A 21,345-nucleotide genomic window follows, 5' to 3' on the forward strand; every position below is an offset into this window, starting at 1 on the left:
TATCTCTGAATGCACGACCCCGCCCTTGCGGCTGTAGTCATGCTCCAACCCCTGCCGCTCATCCCGCAGCCGCCCAGCCGTCCGGTAGGCGGCGGCTGCGACAGATGAACGGCCCCCTGCCCGGCTGATCACTTTTGCACTGAGATGGTAGATCGCCACGCTTGGGACGCCTCTCTTCAAAACAGGGTCCAGCGCCTGGTTGCGCTGGTCGGGAGCGCGAGGGTGAAACCCTCGTTTAGGCGGCATCGCCGCCTTGGGGGGAAGCCGTCCGGCGCGGGGGTTTACCCCCATGAGGACGCGCACGTTGTCGAAGACAATGTATAAGCGCGCATTTAATTCTTTTCAAGCTATCAATCCGCCACTACATTCGCCGCCATTATACCCGAGGTTGCCCCATGTCCCAAAGCCGCCCAACCGACGCCCGGATTAAAGAACTGGCCGAGAAGAAAGCCCAGCTCGACGCTCAGATCGCAGCGCTCGATGCCCGGCGGCGTCTGTCTGAGAAGAAAGACGAAGACCGCATCAAATGGCTTCTGGGCACTTTGGTCTTCGACCGTTTGAGCGCCGAACCTGCTCTTCAGAGCATCGTGCGGCGCGACCTGCCAGAGCGCCTCACCCAGCGGGACCGCGACCGGGGGCTCTGGCAGATTCTGTTTCCTGACGCGCAAGAGGACCGGTCATGAGTTTTGTTCTGGAAGCCCGCCACTGGGTGATCATGATGGGTGCTGTGATCCTGGCCGCTGCCGCCCTCATCCTCGCTCCGCAAGCGGTCGCGATCTACCCGGTGACCACCTATGCCTTCCCGATCATCGCCGTGGCCACCATCCTCGACACCTTCGGAACCGCCGCAGAGCGCCACAGGACACCGCTGAAGCTCCTTGCATGGCTCTGCCTGTGCGCTGCCGCCCTCACAGCCCTGACGCCCCTCAGAGGCCCGCTCAGCGACATACTGGCGACTATCCAGGCATGGACGGGCGCAGGCTGGCCCCTCCCCCGTGCCATTTGGGAAGGACTCAAGGGGCTGGCGCGGTATTCTGATCCGCAGAAACAGGCCATGGCGATCTCCTTCGCGCTTGGGGCCTTCGGAGTGGCTGTCGCTGTCAGCACCCCGCTGATGGCGATCTTCAATCCGCGCATTGGCCGCAACCGCAAATCGCGCACAGGCCCGTGGCAAGCGGGATGGATGGACCCGCGCGATATTGCCCAGCTTGTACGCAACAAGACCGGCCTGCCCCTCGCGCTGCACAAGGGCAAACTCCTGCGCTACGTCAAGAACGATGCGAAGGGATGGCGCGGCGGGCATCACCTCGTCGTCTCCGGCACACGGGGCGGCAAGGGCGTCAGCGCCGTGATCCCGGCGATCCTCGATCACCAGGGGCCGGTCGTGGTTCTGGACATTAAGGGCGAGAATTTCGCCGTCACGCGCCGCCACCGCGAAGAGCTTGGGCGCAAGGTGGCCGTCCTCAACCCCTTCGGCCTCGTCGAGGACGGAGAGGATCAGTTCAACCCGCTCGACTACATCCGCCCTCACGAGCTGGCGCGGGACGTGGCCCTGGTTGCGGACGGCCTGGTCAAACCCGAACAAGGCGACGGGGCGCATTTCTCGGAAATGGCCCGCCAGCTGGTCGCGGCGGCGATCGAAGTGATCGTGACGCAGGAAGAGCCGAACCGGCGCAACCTGATCGCCGTCGCCGACCTGCTTCTGTCAGCAAACCTTGACGGCACGCTTGAGGCCTGGGCTGAAAACGCCGACCTTGTCGGCCACCGCCCGGCCCAGACCGCCGCCACCATTCTGCGCGCGGGAGACAGAGAACGCGGGTCGATTCAGACAGCGGTCTCGAAAGCTTTTGAGTGGATGCAGTCCGACAACATGCGGCACTTCCTGGCCGGGTCCAGCTTCCGCATGGATGATCTTCTCGACGATCAAGTCGATCTCTTTATCGCGGTGCCGCTCGACCAGGTGGACAAGCAAGCGATCTTCATGCGTCTGTTTATCAATCTCGTCCTGGGCACGGTCGTGCGCCAAGATGGACGGCGCAAGGTCAAGGCCCCGATCCTGCTGGTTCTTGATGAATTCGTGCGGATGGGCCGCATGGAGCAGATCATGAACATCGCCAACGTAGCCGCAGGGGCCGGTGTCGAAGCGCTGTTTGTCACCCAGGACACGGGCCAGGTCGAAAAAGCCTATGGACCAAACGATGCACGGTCGATTTTCGGTTCCTGCATCACCAAGCGCGTCTTCAACCTCAACGATATCGAAACCGCCGAATGGGCAGCGCGCCACCTCGGGGAAAGCACTGTCTATTCTCAGCAAATTCGAGAGGGTAAGGCCCCGAACGAGGGTCGGGATTTTTCCTACTCGGAACAGCGTCAGAAGCTCATGACGGCTGAACAGATTACGGGCATGAAGGCGGATGATCTGCTGCTGTTGGTGGGCAATCGCAACCCGCTCAAGGCAAAGCAGAACCTGTACTTCAAGAGCAAGGCTTACCGTGGAAGGTTTGATCAGAACCCGCTGAATTGAAAGTTGGGCGTTGGAATTTTGTTAAAGGCCTCGCGTTCTGAGGGAGTTAAATAGAGTTATTATAGAGTTACACCTTGGAAAATGTATAATAACCCCTTGAAAAAAATAAACTTTTTTAGAAGGCCGGTGTGTGAAATGACGAAGTTTGGTGTGTGAAATGACGAATCTGGGTGTGTGAAATGACGATGGTTTAGCAAAGTTATCCACAGGCGGTTGGTGTGTGAAATGACGACTCTTGACGATCAGTGTGTGAAATGACGATAGTGAGCCATGGTGTGTAAAATGACGAATCGTGAGCTGAGCAGAGGGTGTGTGAAATGACGAATGCGCGCTCCCCGCTCCTGCCGGACCGGCATCCGCAAAAAGATCTGTTCGTTTGCGACATTGTGGACGCGGTGCCGAAGGGCGACATGGCTTCGATGGAACATCCAGTGTTTACCCTCTCGACCAAGCCGGACATGAAGCCGCGACGCTACCAGAATGGCGAGAATTCGATTGAGGTTTCACCCTCACGCTACGGGCTGGCCACAGTCCATGACCGTGACGTGCTGATCTACTGTATCAGTCAGTGCATGGCTGCACTCAATGAAGGCCGCAAAGTCAACCGGTCGATGCGGTTCAAGGCTCATGATTTGCTGGTGGCGACGAACCGTCAGACCTCGGGCCAAGGCTACCAGCTCTTGAAGGATGCGCTGCGGCGTCTGCAAGGCACGCAGATCGAGACGAATATCCGCCAAGGTGGCAAGGAATATTTCAAGGTATTCGGCCTGATCGAGTCAGCGGAAATCGTTCGGGAGACACGTGACGGTCGGATGCAGGATGTCGAGATCACACTGTCGGATTGGGTGTTTGATGCCATCGAGAACAATCATGTTCTGACATTGAACAAGCAGTATTTTTTCCTCCGAAAACCGCTTGAACGGCGGCTCTATGAACTGGCCCGCAAGCATTGCGGCGCACAACCCAAGTGGAGGTGTGGGCTCGAACTCTTGCGCGACAAGTGCGGGTCAGGCTCAACCACGAAAGAATTCAGGCGATTGATTTCGAAGATCATCGAGGATGACGCGGTGCATGACCATCTCCCCGACTACAGCATGAACATCGAAAGCGATAATGTTGTCTTTCGCCCCAAGGGGGCTGAGGTGGTGGTCGCCCCCTCCTTTCTGGCGTTGCGGTTCAGAAAACCAGACACACATGATGAGGCGCGGCGTCTCGCGCCTGGGTGGGACATCTACGTGCTGGAAAATGAGTGGCGGTCATGGGTGCATGACAAGGCTATCGACGTGAAGGATGCGGATAAGCACTTTCTGGCCTTCTGCAGTAAGCGCGGCGCGTACCAAAATTAGAACGCACAAATGTGGGTTTGTGGCTTTACGCCTTCCCACTAATGTGGTGAGGTGAATTCATGATCATATCTTTCCTGAACCAAAAAGGCGGCGTCGGCAAAACCACCCTATCGGTGAACGTGGCGGGCTGTCTGGCACGTCAAGGCCACCGGGTGCTTCTGATCGACGCTGACAAGCAAGGCTCGGCTACAACATGGGCAAGCCTGCGCGAAGACGCGCCCTTTCAAGTTGTCAGCATGGCACGGGCCAACATGGCGCGGGACGCGCTAAAGCTTGCCCAGGACTATACTCACACCATCATCGACGGCCCGCCGCACGCGGAGGAGATTGCCCGATCTTGTATCGTTGCATCCGACTTTGTGGCGTTGCCTATCGAACCATCCGGTCTCTCGACGTGGGCATCTGACCTGACAGTGCGTCAAGTCAAAGAAGCGCAGGAGTTTAAGCCCTCCCTCAAATGTGGGTTTGTGGTTTCCCGCAAAATAGGGAAAACTGTCATAGGGCGAGATATTCGCAACATGGCAGCCGAGGCGGGCTTGCCAATCCTAGCAAGTGAGATCGAGCAACGGGTGGCCTTCGCAGAAGGTATGACCATGGGGCAAACGATTTTCGAGTGGGCTGGCGATAGCAATGCGGCCCGGGAGATCAACCAACTAACGAAAGAGATTGAGCGGTATGTCGAAGAAGACCTTTTCGGCGGCTCCGAAGCCGAAGCAGCAGCCAACGGATGACCAAATCCTCGCGTTTGAACGTGGGGGGGCAGGGCATGACACAACACGGGCAGACAAGCCGGTCGCGAAGACCATGCCGGATGAGCCGACCAAGCGCCTGAGCCTGGATCTTCCGGCGAGCCTGCACACGCGATTCAAAACGGCGTGCAGTGCGACGGATCGGAAAATGGTTGGTGAGCTCCAAGCCTTCATTGAACAGCGCACGCAAGAATTGGAAGAGGATGCGGGCATAACCCGCAAATGAACAAAAGCACAAATGTGGGTTTGTGCTCGGCAGTAACCGACCCCATTAGGAGCACATCTTGGCTCACACCCGGATAAGACATGTGAAAGATGCAGAAGTTGAACGCTGTCTTTCAGCCCACATTCCCCAAGTAAGGCGCTGATTTCGCTGTCCTGACCATTATATTTCCTATATAAAACATGGTGTTGAAGGCTGCGAGGGGCGCGTTTCATGGATCACCCAGAGGGTGCGGGCTTGCAACGGGCAGATCGGGTGGATTTCGACCCTCGCGTGCGGCTGGAATTTCGCGGCACGCAGCTCAGTTCCGACGGCGGCCTTCTGGTGATGCGCGAGCTTGATGACGCGCTCGGGTTGTCCGATTTGGCGTCAGCGGCGCTGCGCGATACTCGCTCTGGCAAGAACACGGTCCATCGGCTCGACGGCCTGTTCCGGCAATCAGTCTTTGGGCGGCTGGCCGGATACGAGGATGTCAACGACGCCAACCGTCTCGCCTGCGATCCGGTCATGCGCCAAGTTGTCGGCGGCAGAGCGGTCGATGCACAAGCGGCCTCGGCATCGCAGATGGGACGGTTCGAGACCGAGACGCTGGCTCTGGCCGGGAACCGTGCCGCGCTGGCCGACCTGAACGGGCAATGGATCGACCGGTTCCATGACCGTAACGGGCTGAAGTACATCGTTCTGGACATGGACAGCTCGGTCAGCCCGACCCATGGCGACCAGGAAGGGTCCGCCTGGAATGGCCATTTCGACTGTAGCTGCTATCACCCCAACTTTCTGTTCAACCAGTTCGGGATGCTGGAACGCTGCGCCCTGCGCCATGGCAACGTCCACAGCGCCGATGGCTGGCGTGATGTTCTCGACCCCGTCATTGCGCGCTACGCGGAGCGCGACCTTGGTGGCAGGTTCTTCCGGGCCGATGCTGCCTACGCGATCCCGGCGATCTATGAGCGATTGGAAGAAGCGCGGTTCTTCTACGCCATCCGGCTGCCCGCAAACGCGGTCCTCAAGGACAAGATCGCGCATCGGCTAACGCGCCCTGTCGGGCGGCCGTCACTGACCAAGGTCAAGCGGTTCTTCGAGGAATTCGAGTATCAGGCGGCGTCCTGGGACAAGGAACGCCGGGTGATCGCCAAGATCGAATGGCATCCGGGCGAACTGTTCCCGCGTGTCGGCTTCATCGTCACCAACCTGCCGATGGAGCCGGACTGGGTGGTGCGGTTCTACAACCAGCGCGGCACCGCCGAGCAGCACATCAAAGAGGGCAAATACGCCTTTCGCTGGACGCGGCTGTCGTGCCGGAAGTTCCGCGACAATGAGGTGCGGCTGCAACTGCACGCCCTGGCGTACAACCTGGCCACCTTCTTGCGCTGCATCGAGCTGCCCGAGGCCATGGCCGACTGGTCGTTGACCAGCCTGCAACTGAAGCTGATCAAGATCGGGGCACGTGTGGTCCGTCACGCCCGCACCATCACCTTCCAGCTGGCCGAGGTCGCTGTCACCGGCACGATGGTACGCGCCATCCTCGCCGCTATCCGCCGATTGCGAGTGCCACCGCTATGCGCATGATCGCGATCCACGCTCAAACTGAACGAAAGCGGCTGGACAGATCTGTCCGCTGCGCTGAAAAACGCCGCCCCTGGGCAAGGAAACAGCGGCTTCGCGGTCTGATCCGTCCAGATCCAGCAGTCTGCGCGACCGCAGGTGCCGCTTGCGGCAGAAAATCCTTGTCTAGCGCTCGGATACAGGCGATCTTCACCTCAAACGACACGCCACTTGGGGAATGTCGGCAAAAACGAAAGGCAACAAAAATGACTGTCACATTTGCATTCGATGTCTACGGTACGCTGATTAATCCTCACGGTATCACAGAGCTGATCCGCAAGCATGTCGGAGACAAGGCTCCTCAGCTTTCCCAGCTTTGGCGTGAAAAACAGCTTGAATACAGTTTTCGCCGTGGCCTGATGCGTTTGTATCGCGATTTCTCGGTCGCGACCGAAAACGCGCTCGATTACGCCAGCGCCGTTTTCGAGACACCCCTCAGCGAGGATGCGAAAGCCGAACTGTTGACTGCCTATCGAAAGCTCCCGGCGTTTGACGACACTGCGCCCGCTTTGAATGCGCTGCACGCGCAGGATTCCAAAATGTTTGCGTTCTCAAATGGACGTCTCTCGGACGTAAACAGCCTGTTGGAGAATGCGGATGTTGCAAAATACTTGGATGGCGTGATCAGCGTAGACGAAATTGAAACATTCAAGCCGAACCCAGACGTATACGCGCATTTCAACAAGAAGACCGGATCGAATCCGGACACCACTTGGCTGGTTTCAAGCAATCCCTTCGATGTTATCGGGGCTCGTGCTGTGGGCTGGAAGGCGGCGTGGGTGCAACGAACGACCACTTCCAAATTCGATCCATGGGAAATACAGCCGACGAAAGTGATATCGACACTCGCGGAACTGAGTGGAGGTGTCGAGTAAGGACAGGCGCTCAAAACGCCTCCCAATCCTGCGGGAGGCTTGTGCGGCGGCTCGCCTGGGCGAACCGTCCTATCGTTCATTTGGCAGGCTGGCTTGCCGTCCGGACCATCCAATACGAAGGCCAGCTTGTCCCGGTAAAAGCAACTTTCGTGACCGAGAGGCCCAGTAGGATTTTACAGAATAAGGACCCTTTCTATGGTCAGCGGTGGGGGGACTTCATGATCAGGTTCGGAACTGAGATTCGCAATCACAAATACGTCGAGCACCGCAGAAACCGGAATGGAATAACTCTGATGAAATATTGAATTTTTCAAGCGCGAACACGCCTGACGGGACAGCAATTCCAGATTCGAACCTTTTTGACTTAAGGCAATCAGATCAGAAGGTTGTAAAACATTTCTTTAGTCTGGAATTCCATATCAATTAGTCACGAATCAACAGATCTTCCGAATCTGATCTGGCCCCTTTTCGCCTCAGTCCGGTTCCGGCAGATGCTCCGGTTCCACCCGCCGCCCCGCCTCCGAGAAGCTGTTCGCGATGATGTCGAGGTCATGCGCGCTCGCGCCGCGTTCCCGCATCACGTCGCGCCAGCGCGCCCCCACCAGCTGGGACAGGTCGTTCACGATCCGGACCGCCCTCTCGGGGCGGACCCCGAGGCTCGGCCCGGCCGCGACCGCGTTCTCGAGCGTCGCCCCCCGCCCGGACCCGGCCTTTCCGAGATGGAAGAACAGGTTCCGGCTGGTCGACAGCTGCAGGGTCGGGGTGACGTCATAGACCGGGCTCAGCTCATACCGGCCCCGGTCCGCCAGGAGGAGCGCGGTGTTCCGGTAATGGTCGTCCGTGTTCCCGCAGAGCACGTTCATCACCATCCGCCGGAAGATCGTCTATCAACAAGCTTATCTAAATAGTATCAAGAGTTCGAACGATACCACACTTGTGACCGCATCAATGCGTTCACTGAAGCGTGCATATCTGGGAAGTGGACGAAACACAGAAGTTCGCGCTCATACCTCCGGAATAGTTGAGGGAATTCGCAAGGCAATTGGCGAGCGTGCCCTTGGAGATCCGAGTGCGCTCAATAAGCAGAGGCTTCTTCGCGACATGAAGGCCGCAGCGGCGGAAAAAAGGCGCGGAGATTAACACTGGACGAAGATGTGTAGGTTAGACTGAAGAATATTGCAGTCATGCGTAGTGTTGCCGATGACATGCCCCGCTAGTTGCATCGCCGTCACCAAAATCAGGTGCTATCGGTGACACTAACGCCCCAACCGCTTGGCCCTTTCCGCCATCCTCACCACCTGCGCGCTTGCTGTCACTGCAGCGCTCCGCACATCTGCAGGCGCCTGAATTACCCCTCGCCCGATCGCCTCCCCCGTAGTGAGGGCGCCAATCCGCGCCCTGCCCTTCACGCCGTCGGTATTGAGGATCCCCCTCATGATCCCGGCCGAGCCAGAGACCGCAGCGGGTGCCGCGGCAACCATCAGGTTTCCAGAGATCCCCCGCACGATCAGGGGTGTTGCCGCGACGAACCCCTTCGCAAGGAACACCATCACGAAGAACGGCACCAGCGAGCCGATATTGGTGGCCGAATTCGGATCGCCGAGCTGCGCCAGCAGTGAGTTCGCCATGCCGACCACGGTCGAGAACATGGCGGCGATGACGATGGGGTAGAAGGCGTAGCTGATCGTCGTCGAGACCCATCTGTGGAAGAAATCCTTGGTCGCATCGAAGAGCGACAGCGCGATCATGATCGGCGCAAGGCCAAGCATCAGGGTCAGCATCATCTTGGCGAAGATGAGTTCAGAGTTTAAAGGTGCGATCCAGAAATGGGCTGAGGAAAATCAAGTATCTGATGTTTGCTCTGTCAGAGATTATCTCGATGATAGCGGAAAAGAGCCTTTTGACCCGCCTGTGATTGCCGTCGTTTATTTCGATGGTGAGCTTCTGGAAGCGATTAGCGGCTATAATAATGAAGAGTTAGAGCAGAGTTTTTCAAGTCTGCTTGCAGCACATGGCTTCTGGTATGAGAGAGATACAGGCTCGACCGCTTTGGTCCTCCCTGACGAGGACAGTGACTATTCCGCATATGCAGAATATTTCCATTGGAAATGGGTTTGCAGCCTTGTGGAGGAAGATGTCGCAGACGTGTATGAAGAACTATATAGGCACTTCGAAGGGCGGCCCGATGACCTCTATAATTTACATTGGCGAGAATATGAGATCATTCTGGCAAGGCTATTCCAGGCCCAAGGTTTTGATGTCGAGCTGGGCAAGGGTAGAGGTGACGAGGGCGTCGATATTAGACTAATAAAACGTGACCCAATTGGCGATCTAGTTACTCTAGTTCAAGCAAAAAAATATGCAAAATCCAACAAGATAGACCAATCCAAGGTCGCTGCGCTCTACGGAGTTCAAAAATCGGAGAACGCATCATCATCTATATTTGTTACGACTTCCACCTATGCGCCTGTAGCAAAAAGGTTTGCTGCAAGAGAGTTGGTAGAGGGGGAGTTATTTCTTGCTGACTCTACGCACGTTGCAAACTGGTGCAGCCTCGCGAGCAACGGCATTATCAAGGATAAATCGCTTCTGGTGTCACCAGCCCATGTTCGAAGCCTTCTTGCCTCGATAGGCGAGAAGCGCGATCCTCGCTTGGTGCATGCATCTTTTGGGTATAATTCAACTCATAACGAATTTGCTCTAGTGGTGAAAGAAAGCAAATACGCCGCGCTTCTGATGCCAATCCCCAGGAAAACAATCAGCGACGATGGCTATGGTCAGAGAGGTTTTGAGGTTCCCTACTTTGATCATGACCTGCCCCATCTAAACGCAGAAAGTGTAGTAAGAGTTCGCCGAAAGAACCGAGATGGCGAAGTTACCTACTGGAGCGGAGAGCGGCTCTATAGCGTTTGGGATGGTGAACCATGCCTTTTCGATTACTATGATTAGTTGAATCTTCCAGTCGCAACATACATCAATAACTCATCTGATGGGAACACGCATGTATCGCATCATGCAAGCTTTTTGCTAAAAGCTCGCATGAGACCTCTGCCGAGATTCCCAACAAAATAAGGGAAAACCGGCACATCCAGAGATCAACGGCTTTCCACATGCGAGGTTTAGGGTCATATTGCCTTAAAAGCCTGCAAGGATTTGCCCATGTCAGCCACCTCCGAGACCACCTGGAACAAGGGCCGTGTTGTGGGCAAAAAGCCACCCCTCACGCCTGACCAGGTGGCACTGATCCGGCTGATCCTGCGCCAAGAGCGCGCCTTGCGCGATCTGGCGCTGTTCAACGTGGCCCTCGACACCAGCTTCCGGGGTTCTGACCTGGTGCGCCTGCGGGTCTCAGACGTAGCCACACCGGCAGGCGTGCGCGAGATCGTGGAAATTCGGCAGAAGAAGACCGAAGCCCGCAATGCACGCCCGGTCCAGGCGCGGCTGTCCTCGGGCACGCGCGACAGTCTGCGCGCCTATCTCGCAGCTTCAGAAAAGCCGTTGCACGGCTGGCTGTTCACGGGGCAGGGGGCACGGTGGTCCCAGTCCCATCTCAGTGAAAGTCAGCTCTGGCGGCTCTTCAAGTCCTGGCTGGAAAAGGCCCGCCTCGATCCCAGCCTCTATGGCCTGCATTCGCTGCGCCGCACCTTCCCGACCCATATCTATCAGCAAACCGGCAACCTGCGCGCAGCTCAGTTGTTGCTCGGCCATGCCAGCATCGAAAGCACCAAGGAATACATCGGCACCGAACAGGCCGAAGCCTTGGAAATCGCGCGGAAGTATCATCTCTGACCCATGCAGACCTATCTCGAAAAACACCTGCCTGCGAAGAATGTCGCCCGGTTCTACCGGATGGCCGTCATGCCCAACCTGTTTGGCGAATGGACGCTCTATCGGGAATGGGGACGGATAGGCCAGGGCGGTCAGGTTCGGATGGATTGGTTCGCGGATGAAAGCCAGGCGGTCGCGGCTCTGATCACACTGGAAGCGTCCAAGCGTCAGCGCGGCTATTGGGTGGAGCCTCAGCAGCTGGCAATGTTTGGGGGAATTTGAAGCCGCTATTTACATCTGAATGCGATATGTGTATGTCCTAAGGACATACACATATCGCATTCGTGTCTAATATGCTAAGTGGCATACGATGATGGCCGCTCTTGACATAACGCCGTCCTTACCCCTATGTCCTTAGGACATAGGGGTAAGGACGGCAGATGAATTTTACCGAAGGTATCGAAAAAGCTATAACCGACAAGGACTTGCCGGTCATAACCTTCTACGATTTCTTCGTTCTAGGCTACCATCTGTTTCACAAGAAAGTGCTGAACGGCGAGCCGTTGAAGCGCCTCCCGCACGACTGGGACCAGACACGCGCCAAAAATGCGCTACGTCGCCTTGAGGCCCGGAAGGCGCTTGTCATGGACTCTGACTTCCGATCGGGAGTTTGGCGTGTCACGCAATCAACGAGAGCTGGTTCGGCGGAAGAGGTCGCCTGCATCGCTGATCCTTTCGCCTACGTCTCGCATCTATCTGCCATGCAGCGCTATGGGCTTACGGATCGCAGCCCACAGGCGCTGCACCTGACAACCCCCAAAAGACCCCTTTGGAATGCGCTCCGAGATGAACTTCTTCATAAAGACCTGCCCGATCTGGACCAGATCGAAGCGCCCGTTCTGAACAGGCCCGGCTTCAAGGATACGATCCGTCGCCGACCAATCGTGGTGCATGTGTCAAGCCACCCTTGGACACCGGCCTCCGTGAGTGGTGAGGAAACGCGGATCACTTCGATTGGCCAAACCTTTGCTGACATGCTTGCTGAACCACAGCTTTGTGGGGGCATGCGCCATGTTCTCGATGTCTGGGAAAATGAGGCGGATCAGTGGGTGCCCGAGATTATTGCCGCAATTGATCTCCTCGACAGCAAGATCGCCAAAGTCCGCGCAGGCTATATTCTGTCTGAAGTCATGGACATAGATGATCCGGCGCTGCACAACTGGGAGCAGTTTGCTCAACGGGGCGGATCGCGCAAACTCGACCCTGACGCCGACTATGCCCCTGAATTCTCAGAACGCTGGATGATTTCAATAAATGTCTGACAACGACCCCCACGCTCAAGATAGCAAATTCGACATCGTCGATGTCGATGTTCGCGCATGGGTCGAAGCCGCACGTGCAAACCCAACGCTCTATCGAGATCGCCAGGTTACGGAGATTGTCCTGGGGGCAATCGGCCTAGCCCCCTCACTATCGAAAACACTCGTTTTAAAGGGCGGGGCGGTCATGGCCCTCGCTTTCAAAAGCAATCGGGTCACCGGGGATGTGGACTTCACCTCAATGGCAGAACCCGCCGACCTGACGGAAAAGCTCACCACCGAACTGAATGAACTTTTGCCCAGAACCGCGATCAGGCTCGGCTATCCCGATCTTCTTTGCCGGGTGCAATCGGTGAAGAAAATGCCGCGCGCAGAGAATTTTGAGGATCACGAATTCCCCGCGCTCCGGGTCCGCATTGGCTCCGCCAAGCGCGGCACAGGTGAAGAGGCCCGGCTGGCGGACGGCAAGGCAAGCCGAGTTCTTGATGTCGAGATCAGCTTCCGCGATCAAGTCTATGCCTTCCAGGAGCTGAACCTGCACGGGGCCGGTGTGGCGGTGCGCGCGTTCACGATCCATGAGCTCATTGCCGAAAAATTCCGCGCTCTGCTTCAGCAAACCATACGCAAGCGCAACCGGCGACAGGACGTCTACGACATCGCATTTCTGATTGGCGAGCATGATTTCAGCGGTGCTGACAAAACAGCCATCCTGACCACGTTGATCGAGAAATGCCGCAGCCGTGGGATCGAGGCTAAGCCAGAATCCATGGATGACCCGGAAATCAAACAACGCGCCCAGGCCGATTGGGAAACGCTCGCCCTCGAAATTGGTGACCTTGCGCCCTTTGAAGAGCGCTTTGCTCTCATGCACGATCTCTATGTTTCGCTGCCATGGGGCAGCATCAAGAAAGCCCTTTAATTCATGAATTTGTTCAACCGTAAGACCCTGAAGCGCCACATCAAAGCCGATCCGATCCCGTCAGAGCATCTGGCTGCGCTGGAAGCCTGGGCAGAGTTGATCAGCTCGGGCCGGATTGAACGCCTGAAGGAAACCGCCCTGCATGGGCAGTTCGCCTCCAAGATTGTTGAAGGTGTTCTCGGCTACCACGGCCCGGCTGGTGGCGCAGATTACAACGTCTCAACCGAACAAAATATTCTGCGCGGCAGCGTCGATCTGGCGCTTGGCCGCTTTGGCGGCAAGACGCCTGACATCGTGGCACCCTTCGAGCTGAAGGGCGCGGATACTCGCGACCTCGATGCAATCATGCCGGGCCGGAACAAGAGCCCCGTTCAACAGGCGTGGGAATACGCCATGAACGCGCGCGGAGTGAAATGGGTGCTGGTCTCGAACATGATCGAGCTGCGCTTCTACGGCTTCGGGGAAGGCACCTCGGCCTATGAGGAATTCCGCCTCGACCAGCTGACAGACCCGGAAGAATACGCGCGCTTCATGCTGCTCCTGTCAGCGGAAAACCTGCTGTCTGGCCGCACGGCTGATCTGCTGAAAGAAAGCCGCCGCGAAGACAAGGACATCACCGACAGCCTGTATCAGGACTACAAGGACCTGCGCCTCAAGCTCCTGAGTGCTGTCCAGAAGGCCGATGCCGCGATTGCGCCCCTCGATGCGATCGCCCTCGCGCAGAAGATCCTCGATCGAGTGCTGTTCATCGCCTTTGCCGAAGACACCGGCCTGCTGCCAGACAACACGCTGGAAAACGCCTTCATCGCGCGCGACCCTTACAACCCTCGCCCCGTCTGGGACAATTTCAAAGGCCTGTTCCGCGCCATTGATGAGGGCAACAGCGAACTGAAAATCCCGCGATACAACGGGGGTCTGTTCCGCGAAGACGCGGTTATCAACGGGCTGAACCTCCCCGATGACATCTGCGAAGGCTTCAAGACCCTGGGCGAGTATGACTTCGCCTCCGAAGTCTCGGTCACGGTCCTCGGCCATATCTTCGAACAGTCCATCGCGGACGTGGAACGTCTGCAAGCCATCGCGCGCGGTGAAGAGGAAGAGCCCGAGAAAACCACTGGCACAAGCGGACGGCGCAAGCGTGACGGGGTGGTCTATACCCCTGATTACATCGCGCGGTTCATCGTGGCCGAAACCCTGGGCACGCATCTGCGGGAAATCTTCGACGACACTATGCGCGCTCACGCCAAGAAGGGCGCGGATGTCACCGACTACGAAAACATCCCCTGGCGGAAAAAGTCGGCCGAGCTGGAAGCCTGGCAAGCCTATCGCGATCGCCTGAAATCCCTGCGCATTGTCGATCCCGCCTGTGGCTCCGGTGTGTTCCTGATCATGGCCTTCGACTTCATGAAGGCCGAACTGACCCGCGTGAACGATAAGATCAAAGACCTGCTGCCCAAGGCCGAGCATTTTGGCGATCTGCTCGACTATGTCCCCGACAGCGAAATTCTGACCGACAACCTCTTCGGCGTGGACGTGAACGAGGAAAGCATCGAGATCACCAAGCTGTCGCTCTGGATCAAGACCGCCCGGCGCGGCAAGGTTCTCGACAGCCTGTCGGGCAGCATCCGCGTCGGTGACAGCCTGATCGAGGACAGCAACTTCGCCTATCTCGATCACGCCTTCACATGGGAAACAGCCTTCCCCGGCGTCTTTGCCGAAGGTGGCTTTGACGTGGTCCTGGGCAACCCGCCTTATGTGCGGATGGAATTCCTGAAGCTGCTGAAACCCTATCTGGAAAAGCGCTATGAGGTCGTGTCCGACCGGGCTGATCTCTACTGCTATTTCTACGAACGCGGCCTGCGCTTGCTGAAACCGGGTGGGCGCTTGGGCTACATTTCCTCGAACACCTTCTTCAAGACCGGCTCGGGCAAGCCCCTGCGCGAATACCTTCTGAAAGAGGCGACCATCGAAAGCGTAGTTGATTTTGGCGACCTGCAAGTCTTCGAGGGGGTGACCACCTATCCGGCCATCCTGACCATGAAACGAGGTGCCGCGCCCAAGGGGCATGAGCTGCGCTTCTGGAAGGTGGATGCTCTGCCGGAAAACAACTTCCTCGCCACTTGGGAAGCCGCTGCCGGCCCATATCCACAAATGGCCTTGGGGGGCGGATCGTGGGAACTGGAAAATCCTGCGCTGCGCGCCCTGCGCGACAAGATCAGGACGGGCAGGAAAACTTTAAAGGACGTTTACGGATCACCGCTCTACGGTATCAAAACAGGCCTGAACGCTGCCTTTGTGATCGACAACGCAACCAAGGAACACCTTTGCGCCAAAGACCCCCGGTCTGCCGAACTGCTGAAACCCTTCCTCGAAGGCAAAGACCTGAAGCGCTGGCGGGCCGAACCGCGCGGCCTGTGGCTGATCTACATCCCGCAACGTCGCATCAATATTGACGACTATCCGGCTATCCGCGATTGGCTGTTGCCGTTCAAAGACAAGCTGGAAAAGCGCGCCACAAAACAAGAATGGTTCGAACTACAGCAAGCACAAGAAGCCTATGCGCCACATTTTCAGCCACCCAAAATTGCCTATGGTCATTTCCAAGACCAGCCGATCTATTCCATGGAAACGACAGGAGCATATTCCAACAACAAGACCTACTTCATCCCAAACGGTGGCTGGGACTTGTTGGCTGTTCTGAACTCGAGAGTTATCTGGTTTGATTTTTGTTCAAGGACCACTGCCGTTCGAGGTGGGTGGCGCGAAGCAACCGCGCAGCATGTGGAAAAGCTCCCCATGCCGGTCATCCCAGATAATGCAAGAACCGAACTTTCTCGTCTGGCCAACGTAGCGCAAAAGTCTGCTGAAAATCGCCTCGCCCTGCAAACGGCCCTGACGCGCCGGATTCCCGATCTCTGCCCGCCTGAACGTGAACCCAAGCTGACAACCCGGCTTCAGGAATGGTGGACCCTGCCCGACTTCGCCACTTTCCGCGCCGAGGTGAAGAAGGTGTTCAAGGCCGACATCCCGCTGGCCGATCGCTCCGACTGGGAAGACTGGATCAACCGTGACCGCGCCGAGATCGCCCGCCTGACTGCCGAAATCGCCCAGGCTGAAGCCCAGATCGACAGCATTGTCTATGACCTGTTCGACCTGACCGAAGACGAAATCGGGCTGCTAGAGGCGGCAATCTAACCGGCGCGCACACAGATTGTTGCCAAAATGCAACACTTAGAGGAGCAAGAGAACAATAGAAGAACTCACGCTTGCAATTTGGTAAATTTTCTGTTAAAATAAAAAACGGACCGAACCCTTTGGGGCCGGTCATTTTCCGTAACCGCAGTGCGATTCGGCTTAACTGTCAAAGGGTATGTCCCATGAAGAGGAACACCCGTCAAGCAAAATCGTACTGCACCAGCGTCATGAAAGGACGTAAATGCAGTATACAATGCAAATTTTTGAGTACGAAGACAATGATCAGTTTCGTGTGATCGACCATAACGGTGAGCCTTGGTTCGTCCTCGCCGAAGTCTGTAAAAAGCTTGGCATCGTCAACACCGGGGACGCAGCATCCAGTCTGGATGAAGATGAACGAATGACTATCGGTATTACCGATAGTCAAAAGGGTACGCGTGGCGGCGCACGCCAGATGACCATCATCAACGAGTCTGGTCTTTACTCTCTGGTCTTAAGGTCCAGGAAGCCTGAGGCTAAGCGGTTCAAGAAATGGATCACCTCAGAAGTCCTTCCGAGCATTCGGAAAACCGGTTCCTATGGTGGTCACGTTCCTGCGTTCATCAAGCGCCACAACGCGAACTGGAATCGCGTGAACGTTGGCTACTTTTCAGTGATCAATGAACTGGCAGTCAGGGTATGGGGTCGCCTCGAAATGGTCGGTCACATGATGGCAGATTATGCACCCAACGGAACTCAAAACCGGCCCGAAAACAGTGTGGGAAGCCTTTTCGCAAAATGGCTCGACACGAACCATCCCCACCTAAAGAATACTCATTTGATGTATTCACACAAGACAGATGAATGGGAGGGGCCTGCAAGACAGTACCCAAACAGCATGTTGCCGCTGTTCATCGAATTCGTTGATAATGTTTGGATTCCCGAGCATTCAGAGCGTTATTTCAACACTCGCGACCCAGCGGCGCTGCCCCATCTGCCCAAGCTGCTACCAGCGAAGGCGGCTTAAGATCGTTCGCCCCTTTGGGGGCGTCTGCGCGAAGCGCCGGGCCTGTCGGCGGGTGGCCTTTAGGTTGCCCGCCGACAGGTCACCCTGAAACCGTCCCCGTCCAGGATCAGATCACAACGGAACAAAGCCCCCGCCTGCTGACGGGGGCCTCGATCATTTCGGCGGTGCAGGCTGTTACTCGGCGGCCATCCGGTCGGCCTGCGCGGTGCGCTCCATGATGTAATCCACGGCCTTTTGAGCTTCAGACGCAGCGCGGAATATTGCGCGGCTGTCTTCCTTCATCGCGGCAAGCCACCCCTCGACATAGGCGGCGCTCTGGTCGAATTCAGGCTCCACCCCGATCTGTGCGCAAAGCATGCAGTTTCCGATTTCCGCGACCAGCTCCTCGAACGCATAGGCCTTGCGATCATTGAACCGGCCCAGACGGTCCAGTCGCTTTGTCGCCCCTGTCCAGTGGGTCAGCTCATGCGCCAAGGTGCCGTAATACCCTGCGGCCCGGTGAAACGTGCCAATCGGCGGCATATGAATCCAGTCTGTCTTGATGTTGTAATAGGCGCGCGGCTCCTCGGTCACGTCGATCTGTGCGCCGGACGCGGCAAAGAAGGCCTCCAACGTGGGGTCGGCTACGGTGCCAAGATCACGGGGCGGATCGGGCAGGATGTAGAATTCAGCGGGCAAGCCCTCGATCTGATCGGCATTGAACACGCGGTAGGCTTTGGCATAGGGGATCTGGCGTTCCTCGCCGTTCTCGTCCTCGCGCTCGACGGTGCCGTATTTCACGACCGTAGCGGATTTCTCGCCCTTGCGGACATGGCCCCCAAGCTGCTTGGCCTGATTGAACGTCATCCAGCGGGCTGAGCTGTAATCCTTGGCCATCGCTGTCGCCCAAAGCATCAGGATGTTGATGCCTCGATAGGCTTCACCGTTGAACCGTTCCGGCAGGCTGACCGATGCACCACCGCCAGTCCACGGCTTGCGCCAGGGCGGCGTTCCCGCCTCGATCTGCGCGATGATCTGGTTGGTAACATGGGAATAAACGTCAAACTTCTCTGCGGTCATTTGTGACCCTCCTTCGAATGACGCGGTCCGGGTCTCTTCCCCTTTCCGCCAATGGGCGGGCCTTCCTGTTCTGATCTTTGGAATGCCCATGCATTCCGAAGGGCAGAGCAGGTAAGGGCAAAGCCCGTCCTGCGGCCTGGCGGGGCCGTGACAACCGGGTGGAGGGCGTGAATTTGGGAGGGAACCGCGCGCCTGCGCGTGGGAGGAACCGGAATTCTCGACCGGAACCGACGCCGCAGGCGGCGCTTGCCGGTTTTCTCGGACCTGACAGGATGGCAGGCGGAACAACAGGATTTGGAAACTGTCAGGGTTGGGGTAAGCGGGCGTCAGCCCGTCGATCCCCTGCCCTGTCTATCGCTCAAAGCGAGACCGGCACACTGCCGGGATCACACCCATTAAAGGGCGCTTCAAAAAGGAGCCGCCGAGGCATTTTCCTTTTGTTCCACCTAATAACCTGCTATTGTGTGGCTCTTGTTGCGATTCATACTTCATGTAGAAGGACATTCAAAAATGGCTGATCGAAGAGTAACTGCATCGGGCAAAGATCGGGATGGAGATATCACCCGTCTATGTAATGGTGGGGAATACTGGTCACCCCGATCCAAGGCGGACGCCATCAGCGACATTGAGAGCAAGACGCACAGCTATTTCGTCGATCGTGCTGGCTACCGAACCGATATTCATGTCGTCAACGAGGGCGGGAAGAAGTACCTGCGGACCTATGCTGACAAGACTTCTCAGAACAACCTAGACAACCTGCCTGACTGCTAGGCACAGAGCCGCGCCACTTGCCCCCGGCAAAACTGTCGGGGGCATTGCCGTGCAAAGTCAGCCGACTTGCTCTCTCGCCAGCATAATCTCGAATTCCACGGTCGAGCTTTCCTCGATGCCGACAACCCAGATGTTGTTCTGGGCATTACCACCGCCTTCGACTGAGACCGTGCGCCCGACCATCTCACCCCAAAGATATTTGCGAGCTTTCAGATACGCTTCATGCGCCTTCTTCCGAGCGGGCCCGCAGGGCAAAAGGGCTGCATGCTCACGCAGATCGTCGAGCGCCTTGGCGCTACCGCCGAACAGCAGGCAGGGTTCTTCCGTTCCATTCTGCCATAGAACAATCCCGTCGTCGGGCCGAAACAGCCCATGACAGCCAAGCCTAGGCCGATTAGGTGACACTACGAACGTATACTTGATTGAGGCGGTCCGTCCGCTTGGCAGAACGAACGGTTCACGATCAACTTCTGATGAGCGCCACACGCTTAGCCGTCCTTACGAGCAAGGCTAGTCTTCAACCCCTTTGGCTGGTCGCGCCCCTCCCCTTCGAACGATGCGGGAACAGCATCAATTCCGATGTCCCAAAGGGCCGCCAGCAGGCCACCTTTGGCAACCATGTCGGCTGCCTCTTGTCCGTAGGCAGCGACGAAATCATCGGTGGTCGCGAACACTTGTGGGCTATTGTCCGCAATGCGCTGCGCCATTGATTTTACGGCGGGCTGGTCCTTGTGGTAGCGATCTTCAAACACTGTTTGGTTCCTTTCAGTTTTTAACGTTCTCTGTCGCGATCGCGGCCCTGCCCGCGCTCGGGCGCAGTATCACGCCCGCGCCCGAGAATGTCATCCCGCCGCCCTTGGTCACGGCCCTCGCCATCACGGGCGACGATGTCCCGCTCGACGGCGGCGGCATCACGTTCCTGCCCGATATCACGCCCACGCCCAAGGATGGCGTTCAGACGCTCCCGAATAGGATCGTCGGAAGGGGCGCGCTCCCGCCCGACATCCGGCGCTTGCACCTCGGGTCGATCAACCTCGCGCCCCAATACCGCCGCCCGACGCGCATCCATATCGCCCCGCTCGGCACCAGCCTGCGGCCTCTCGACCTCGCCCATAACTCTCTCCTTGATCCGTGACATCGCCGCCTCGGCGCGGCCCCAAAGCTGATCCAGCCGCTCGCGCGCGGTGGCGATGAAGGCGCGCCCCCGCTCCATCAGCTCAAGCCGCAATTCCAACTGCCGCCAGCCCAGTTCCTGGCGCTCAGCATTGCGCGCCTGCGCCGCGCGGAAGGCGTCGCCGCGCTCGGTAACGATCCCGCGCTTCTCCTGCGCATTGGCCGATGGGCCGATTTTTGGCTCGGGCTCACGACTGAGCTCGACCACCTTCTTCTCGTGCTCAAGTGCGAGCTCTTCCTGCCCGCCCCCGCGCGCCCGCTCGACCTGTTGCTCAGCCTCGGCGCGCTGAACATCAAGGGACCGATGGTCGATCCGCTCCGACCGCCCTGCCCGCTCAAGGGCCGTGTTCGCATCCCGCGCCCAGGCTTCGCGCCAGCCCATCAGCAGGTCCGGCGCATTCCAGCTGCGATCCTTCTTCCCGAACCCCTCGCCGGTCAGCTCGCGCATGGTCAGCATGACATGTGCATGGGGCTGACCGTGGCCATCACGGGCCTTGCCCTCGTGAACGGCCACGTCCGCGATCATGCCGCGATCGACAAATTCTCGCTGCACGAATCCGCGCAACAACTCCAACCTCTCGCCCCGATCAAGCTCACGCGGCAGCGCCACTTCAATCTCGCGAGCAAGTTGGGCATCGCGCCGCTTCTCGACGGCTTCGACCGCGTTCCAGAGCTGGTCGCGATCGCGCATCCAGTCAGGCGCATTCTCGGGGGCCATTATCTCTGAATGCACGACCCCGCCCTTGCGGCTGTAGTCATGCTCCAACCCCTGCCGCTCATCCCGCAGCCGCCCAGCCGTCCGGTAGGCGGCGG

Annotated in this window: 22 protein-coding genes; 15 read left to right on the forward strand and 7 right to left on the reverse strand. The window is 57.7% G+C overall.

Features of this window, described 5'->3' with window-relative positions:
• The coding region (locus EV663_RS16000; RefSeq protein ID WP_341799042.1) for a MobA/MobL family protein at positions 1-291 on the reverse strand (291 nt) is incomplete at its 3' end.
• A 104-nt stretch (positions 292-395) separates the two neighbouring features.
• Between EV663_RS16000 and EV663_RS14590 the strand changes: the two genes are divergently transcribed.
• From EV663_RS14590 to EV663_RS14620, 7 genes are all read left to right on the forward strand, one after another.
• Positions 396-683 carry a hypothetical protein gene (locus EV663_RS14590; RefSeq protein WP_010399443.1) on the forward strand — a complete coding sequence of 96 codons (288 nt, stop codon included), beginning with the start codon at positions 396-398 and terminating at the stop codon, positions 681-683.
• A 44-nt stretch (positions 684-727) separates the two neighbouring features.
• Positions 728-2,524 (forward strand): type IV secretory system conjugative DNA transfer family protein, encoded by a 1,797-nt coding sequence (locus EV663_RS14595; protein WP_132953144.1) that lies wholly within the window; start codon positions 728-730, stop codon positions 2,522-2,524.
• Between the two features lie 317 nt (positions 2,525-2,841).
• Entirely contained in the window at positions 2,842-3,870 is a 1,029-nt protein-coding gene (locus EV663_RS14600; protein WP_132953146.1) for a replication initiator protein A, read from the forward strand.
• A 59-nt stretch (positions 3,871-3,929) separates the two neighbouring features.
• Entirely contained in the window at positions 3,930-4,601 is a 672-nt protein-coding gene (gene parA / locus EV663_RS14605; RefSeq protein ID WP_132953148.1) for a ParA family partition ATPase, read from the forward strand.
• Positions 4,546-4,845, forward strand: a complete 300-nt coding sequence (locus tag EV663_RS14610; protein WP_132953151.1) for a hypothetical protein — start codon at positions 4,546-4,548, stop codon at positions 4,843-4,845. Before parA ends, EV663_RS14610 begins: the two co-directional genes overlap by 56 nt.
• 210 nt (positions 4,846-5,055) lie before the next feature.
• Complete coding sequence (locus tag EV663_RS14615; RefSeq protein ID WP_132953153.1) at positions 5,056-6,411, forward strand: IS1380-like element IS1247 family transposase; 1,356 nt, start codon at positions 5,056-5,058, stop codon at positions 6,409-6,411.
• Positions 6,408-7,322, forward strand: coding sequence for a haloacid dehalogenase type II (locus EV663_RS14620; RefSeq protein ID WP_243697979.1), 915 nt, complete (start codon positions 6,408-6,410; stop codon positions 7,320-7,322). Before EV663_RS14615 ends, EV663_RS14620 begins: the two co-directional genes overlap by 4 nt.
• A 473-nt stretch (positions 7,323-7,795) precedes the next feature.
• On the opposite strand, the gene EV663_RS14625 is transcribed toward EV663_RS14620, so the two are convergent.
• Entirely contained in the window at positions 7,796-8,191 is a 396-nt protein-coding gene (locus tag EV663_RS14625; RefSeq protein WP_132953155.1) for a HipA domain-containing protein, read from the reverse strand.
• Between the two features lie 387 nt (positions 8,192-8,578).
• Complete coding sequence (locus EV663_RS14630) at positions 8,579-9,106, reverse strand: type IV secretion system protein (RefSeq protein ID WP_243697980.1); 528 nt, start codon at positions 9,104-9,106, stop codon at positions 8,579-8,581.
• Positions 9,107-9,116: 10 nt separating this feature from the next.
• On the opposite strand from EV663_RS14630, the gene EV663_RS14635 reads away from it, so the two are divergent.
• The 7 genes from EV663_RS14635 (at position 9,117) to EV663_RS14665 (ending at position 17,529) form a co-directional block, all read left to right on the forward strand.
• Positions 9,117-10,271 carry a restriction endonuclease gene (locus EV663_RS14635; RefSeq protein ID WP_243697982.1) on the forward strand — a complete coding sequence of 385 codons (1,155 nt, stop codon included), beginning with the start codon at positions 9,117-9,119 and terminating at the stop codon, positions 10,269-10,271.
• 210 nt (positions 10,272-10,481) lie between these two features.
• On the forward strand, positions 10,482-11,111 hold the full coding sequence (locus EV663_RS14640; protein WP_010399481.1) for a tyrosine-type recombinase/integrase: 630 nt from the start codon (positions 10,482-10,484) through the stop codon (positions 11,109-11,111).
• Positions 11,112-11,114: 3 nt separating this feature from the next.
• The gene (locus tag EV663_RS14645; RefSeq protein WP_132953159.1) at positions 11,115-11,372 is read left to right on the forward strand and encodes a WGR domain-containing protein; all 258 of its coding nucleotides are present in this window, start codon (positions 11,115-11,117) and stop codon (positions 11,370-11,372) included.
• A 158-nt stretch (positions 11,373-11,530) separates the two neighbouring features.
• Positions 11,531-12,412 carry a type IV toxin-antitoxin system AbiEi family antitoxin domain-containing protein gene (locus tag EV663_RS14650; RefSeq protein ID WP_132953161.1) on the forward strand — a complete coding sequence of 294 codons (882 nt, stop codon included), beginning with the start codon at positions 11,531-11,533 and terminating at the stop codon, positions 12,410-12,412.
• On the forward strand, positions 12,405-13,328 hold the full coding sequence (locus EV663_RS14655; protein ID WP_132953163.1) for a nucleotidyl transferase AbiEii/AbiGii toxin family protein: 924 nt from the start codon (positions 12,405-12,407) through the stop codon (positions 13,326-13,328). The genes EV663_RS14650 and EV663_RS14655 overlap by 8 nt, the downstream gene beginning before the upstream one ends.
• Before the next feature lie 3 nt (positions 13,329-13,331).
• On the forward strand, positions 13,332-16,523 hold the full coding sequence (locus tag EV663_RS14660; protein WP_132953165.1) for an Eco57I restriction-modification methylase domain-containing protein: 3,192 nt from the start codon (positions 13,332-13,334) through the stop codon (positions 16,521-16,523).
• A 253-nt stretch (positions 16,524-16,776) separates the two neighbouring features.
• On the forward strand, positions 16,777-17,529 hold the full coding sequence (locus tag EV663_RS14665) for a BRO-N domain-containing protein (RefSeq protein WP_243697981.1): 753 nt from the start codon (positions 16,777-16,779) through the stop codon (positions 17,527-17,529).
• A 174-nt stretch (positions 17,530-17,703) separates the two neighbouring features.
• On the opposite strand, the gene EV663_RS14670 is transcribed toward EV663_RS14665, so the two are convergent.
• Positions 17,704-18,588 carry an ArdC family protein gene (locus EV663_RS14670; protein WP_132953169.1) on the reverse strand — a complete coding sequence of 295 codons (885 nt, stop codon included), beginning with the start codon at positions 18,586-18,588 and terminating at the stop codon, positions 17,704-17,706.
• A 510-nt stretch (positions 18,589-19,098) separates the two neighbouring features.
• Here EV663_RS14670 and EV663_RS14675 point away from each other — a divergent pair.
• Positions 19,099-19,359 (forward strand): DUF3892 domain-containing protein, encoded by a 261-nt coding sequence (locus EV663_RS14675; RefSeq protein WP_132953171.1) that lies wholly within the window; start codon positions 19,099-19,101, stop codon positions 19,357-19,359.
• A 57-nt stretch (positions 19,360-19,416) separates the two neighbouring features.
• On the opposite strand, the gene EV663_RS14680 is transcribed toward EV663_RS14675, so the two are convergent.
• The 3 genes from EV663_RS14680 to mobQ all read right to left on the reverse strand — a co-directional run.
• Complete coding sequence (locus EV663_RS14680) at positions 19,417-19,845, reverse strand: hypothetical protein (protein WP_132953173.1); 429 nt, start codon at positions 19,843-19,845, stop codon at positions 19,417-19,419.
• A 2-nt stretch (positions 19,846-19,847) separates the two neighbouring features.
• Complete coding sequence (locus EV663_RS14685) at positions 19,848-20,111, reverse strand: hypothetical protein (protein ID WP_010399449.1); 264 nt, start codon at positions 20,109-20,111, stop codon at positions 19,848-19,850.
• 20 nt (positions 20,112-20,131) lie between these two features.
• On the reverse strand, positions 20,132-21,345 hold a 1,214-nt coding region (gene mobQ, locus EV663_RS14690), incomplete at its 5' end, for a MobQ family relaxase (protein WP_132953175.1).

The organism is Rhodovulum bhavnagarense, from assembly GCF_004343505.1.
Taxonomy (GTDB): Bacteria; Pseudomonadota; Alphaproteobacteria; order Rhodobacterales; family Rhodobacteraceae; genus Rhodovulum; species Rhodovulum bhavnagarense.